At 72.9% G+C, this 4,053-nt stretch carries 4 protein-coding genes; 3 read left to right on the top strand and 1 reads right to left on the bottom strand.

Features of this window, described 5'->3' with window-relative positions; all coding sequences use genetic code 11:
- The 3 genes from VFH10_RS08850 to VFH10_RS08840 all read left to right on the top strand — a co-directional run.
- On the top strand, nucleotides 1-1,072 hold a 1,072-nt coding region (locus VFH10_RS08850), incomplete at its 5' end, for a hypothetical protein (RefSeq protein ID WP_325127752.1).
- Nucleotides 1,069-2,517: a DUF5719 family protein gene (locus VFH10_RS08845; protein WP_325127751.1), complete on the top strand. Its 1,449-nt coding sequence runs from the start codon at nucleotides 1,069-1,071 to the stop codon at nucleotides 2,515-2,517. The genes VFH10_RS08850 and VFH10_RS08845, both read left to right, overlap by 4 nt.
- 54 nt (nucleotides 2,518-2,571) lie before the next feature.
- On the top strand, nucleotides 2,572-2,985 hold the full coding sequence (locus VFH10_RS08840; RefSeq protein ID WP_325127750.1) for a VOC family protein: 414 nt from the start codon (nucleotides 2,572-2,574) through the stop codon (nucleotides 2,983-2,985).
- A 393-nt stretch (nucleotides 2,986-3,378) separates the two neighbouring features.
- Here VFH10_RS08840 and VFH10_RS08835 read toward each other — a convergent pair.
- Nucleotides 3,379-4,053 (bottom strand): HNH endonuclease signature motif containing protein (locus tag VFH10_RS08835; protein WP_325127749.1); only part of this gene is annotated, 675 nt, incomplete at its 5' end.

Below are 4,053 nucleotides of genomic sequence, written 5' to 3'. Positions count from 1 at the left end.
GGCCGAGTCGGCGAGCTGGCTGCCGGTCGTGACCCCGCTGCTGGTGAGCCTGGTGCTGCTGCTGCCGTGGACCTTCGCGACCTGGCAGCACCAGGGGCCGCAGAGCTGGCTGTTCGAGGCCGGGCTCCCGGCACCCGAACTGACCGCGCCGCTCTCGTCGTTCGACGTGCTGTTCGCGCGACCCGGTGGCTCGGCCCCGTGGTGGCTCAGCGCCGGCCTGGTGCTGGCCGCGGTGGTCGCCCTGGCCAGACCGGACACCCGACGCCAGGTGCTGCGCTGCTGGTGGGTGCTCGTGGTCGCGTTGCTGGTCATCCTCCCGCTGGCGGTCACCAACCACCACCTGGACAGCTCGGTCACCCCGCAGCCGCTCTGGCTGGGTTTCCCGATCGTGGTCGCGCACGCAGGCGCCATCTGCGCCGCGGCGCTGGCCGGCACCGGGATCAGGGACCGCTTGTCCCGCGCGGACTTCGGCTGGCAGCAGCCGGTGGGGGCGGTCGTGGTGATCCTCGCGCTGGTCGGTCCCGTGCTCGGTCTCGCCTGGTGGGGCATCGCCGGCTCGGACGGAGCCCTGCAACGACGGGCGGCGACGTCCGTCCCGGCGTACATGTCCGACGCCGCGGTCAGCGACCCCGCCAGCGGCGTCCTCGAGATCCGGGGAAGTGCCCGGGAGGGCTTCTCCTACGTCCTGCTGCGCGGGCCGGGGCTGCGCACGGGCGACGACACGGTGCTGCCGACGGCGCAGGAGCAACAGCCGCTGACCGATCTCGTCGCCCGGCTGGTGTCCGCCCCGGAGCCCGAGGACGTCGAGGCTCTCGGTGACTTCGGCATCGGCTTCGTATACGCCCCACCGCCCGCGGACATCACGCTGTCCGGCAACCTCGACAGCCTGAGCGGCGTCACGATCGGCAGCGCGGTCAGGCCGGGCTCCCGCGCCTGGCAGGTGGACGCCGATCTGACCTCCGCGCCCCCGGTGCCCACGTCCGCGTCGCGCCCGTGGCTGCTCGCCGTCCAAGGCCTTGCCCTGCTGGTGGTCGCCGTGCTGGCCGCCCCGACCCGGAAGGTGCGCCGATGAGTGCGAGCACCGGTGGCGGCCGCCGGGTCGCCGCACGCCCGCCCAAGCAACGTGCGCGCCCCGATCGCAGCGCCGTGACCGCGCTGGTCCTGCTTGCGGTGGCGGGCCTCGCACTGGCCCTGACCAAGGGTGAACCGGCCGCTGACGCGCAGGCCGGCACCGACGGTGCCCTCGTCGACCGGACCCAGCTGTCGTGCCCGTCGACGTCACTGCCGGACATGAGCGGTGCCGGCGTCCGTGCGCGGGCGGTCGCCGGGCTGTTGGCGAACGACGACGAGGGTGAGCCGCTCGGCGACTCGGGCGCTGTCGGTGCGGCGCTCGTCGGCGAGGAACCCGAGGACATCAACCTACGTCGCGGGACCGTGTCGCCCCTGCCGTCGGGCGCCCAGGGCCCCTACGTGGACGCCGAGGGGGAAATGGCCGCGGGGTTGTTCGGGTCCCGCACCGACGAGTCGGGCAGTGCCAGCGCGGTGGGGGCCTGCGCGGCACCCCGGAGCTCGTGGTGGTTCACCGGGCTGGGGGCCGACCTCGACCACAGCTCGCAGCTGGTGCTCACCAACCTGGACCCCGGGCCCGCCGTCGTCGACCTCCGGGTGTTCGGGCCCGAGGGTGAGATCGACACCATCGGCACGCGTGGCGTGACCGTCGCGCCGGGGGAGGCCACCACCTTCTCCCTGGCCGACGTGGCGCCGCAGACCGCCGAGGTGATGGTCAACGTGCAGGCTTCCCGTGGGCGGGTGGCAGTGGCGGCGTCGGACCGCTACGCCGTCCGGCCCGCGGCTCCGGTCGGGTTCGCGTGGGTCGGTGACGCCGCCCGGCCCAGCCGAATCGTCCGTCTGGCCGGTGTGCCGGCCGCGCAGTCCACCAAGACCCTGGTGGTCGGCAACCCCTCCGACTCGGAGGCCCTGGTCGAGGTCGAGGTGGCCGGCGCCGACGGCTCCTTCGTGCCCACCGAGCTCGAGGAGGTCAGCGTCTCGCCCGGCACGGTCGAGATCGTCGACCTCACCGATGTGCTGCCGCGGAGGGAGGCGGTGGCGGTCCGGGTGCGGGCACAGGTGCCGGTGACGGCGTCCCTGCGGGCCGCCACACGACCGGACACCACCTACGCGGACACGGTGACGCCACTGGTCGGGCAGGCCACCGCACCGGTCCCGAGCCGAGGCCGGACCACCGTCCAGCTGACCGCCGGCGCCACCGAGGCCGTGGCCCGCGTCGAAGGGTTCCGAGAGGACGGCCGCTCCACCGGTGCCGACGAGGTCGACCTCGCGGCGACGGCCACCTCCACGTGGCGGCCCGCTCGCGGCTCGGCGTACGTCGTCGTCACACCCGTCGACGGTTCGGTGTTCGGGGCGGCGGTGTACGACGAAGCGGCCGGACTCGCCAGCCTGCCGCTCCGGACCGTGCCGATCCGGGTCCGGCTGCCCGGTGTCGTCCCAGGCCCCTGACCTGACAGACGGCCCGCCGCACGTGCCAGGATGGCCCGGACCTGAGGAGGCGGCTTGGCCGAGTTCCCGCAGCTGTTGCACACCGCCATCGACACCACGGACGCGCGTGCGCTGGCCGAGTTCTACCGCGAGCTGCTGGGGCTCCGGTACCGCCCTGGTGACGAACCTCCGGCCGAAGGCGAGACGGACGACGCCGACTGGCTCGTGCTCGTGGACTCCGCCGGGAATCGCAAGCTGGCCTTCCAGCAGGTCGAGCGTCTCGAACCCACCACCTGGCCGGCGCACGACCTACCCATGCAGATGCACCTCGACTTCACCGTGGCCAGCATCGAGGAGCTGGAGCGGCACAAGGCGCGAGCAGAGCGTCTCGGGGCACGGCTCCTGCTGGACCGCACGGACGACGTGGACGAGCCGTTGTACGTCCTGGCCGACCTGTCGGGTCATCCTTTCTGCATCTTCGTGGCCTGACCGGCCCCTCCCGAAGGTGCTACCACCTCCGCTCTAGGACCTAGGTTCACTGGGAACTCGTACCCGCTCGCGTCCACGCTGTGACACAGATGCAGTAGCGGATCGCCCCGAGCAGACCCTCGATCCAGAGGTGGCAGATCGGGCCCGACGAGGAGGTGCACCATGTGGGACACAGCGACGACGAAGCCGACGGTGGCGCATCTTCCTCACGACATGTCGTGCACGCGCTGCGGACACGCTGCGCACACGTACCTGCCGTGCTCCGACACCTGCGCTTGCGTCCCCATGCCTCCGCCGGGTGTCCGGGCAGCCGACGACGACTGGGCCTCCGCTGCCTGAGCAGCGCGGCCAGGTTTTGGCACCCCGCAGGATCTGACACCGAGGCGATGCTCATCACTCGCGTGACCTGGGTTCGCGGATCCAGTCGTGGGGTGGGTGCTCCCCACCGCGTCGTCGGGGTGGTGGTCGGAACTCGGGTCTGTGGTCGATGGGGTTGAGTCGGGCCTGCCAGGGGGTGGCGTGGATGAGGGTGTGGTGGGCGCGGCAGAGCAGCACCAGGTTGTCCAGGCTGGTGGGGCCGCCGTCGGCCCAATGCTGGAGGTGGTGGGCGTCGCAGGCCAACGGCATCCGGCGGCAGCCGGGGAACCGGCAGTGACCGTCTCTGAGCACCAGCGCCTTCCAGATCGCGGTGGTGACCAGGCGTTGGCTGCGGCCGACGTCGAGCACCTCACCGACCGACCCGAGGACGGCGGGGATGATCTCGGCGTCGCAGGCCAGCCGCCGCACCGTGGCCGCGGACAGGACGTCGCCGGTGTCCAGGGTCGCGGCACCGAGCCCGTCCCGGAGCTGCTCGAGCGTCACGCTCACGGTGAGGCGGGGTTTGGCGCCGTGGTCCTCGGGCAGCAACCCGTCCGCTTCCTGGGCCCGCTGGCAGGTTTCCACCAGCGCGTCCCAACACCGGGCCCCATGATCGCGGGTGTCCCGACCGGTCTGGCCGCAGTCCGGGTCGGTGCCCGGCAGCGGCGCCGCCAGGGCGTGCAGGGCGGTCTTGATCACCGCGGCGTCCTC

It is taken from the genome of Nocardioides sp., from assembly GCF_035697785.1.
Taxonomy (GTDB): Bacteria; Actinomycetota; Actinomycetes; order Propionibacteriales; family Nocardioidaceae; genus Nocardioides_B.
The sequence above is the reverse complement of the archived record's forward strand: the minus strand, read 5'-3'. Positions and strand labels throughout refer to the sequence as shown.

Bases quoted from the DNA above. Each gene is read 5' to 3' on its own strand.
- VFH10_RS08845 (WP_325127751.1), top strand. From the start codon at position 1,069: ATGAGTGCGAGCACCGGTGGCGGCCGCCGGGTCGCCGCACGCCCGCCC.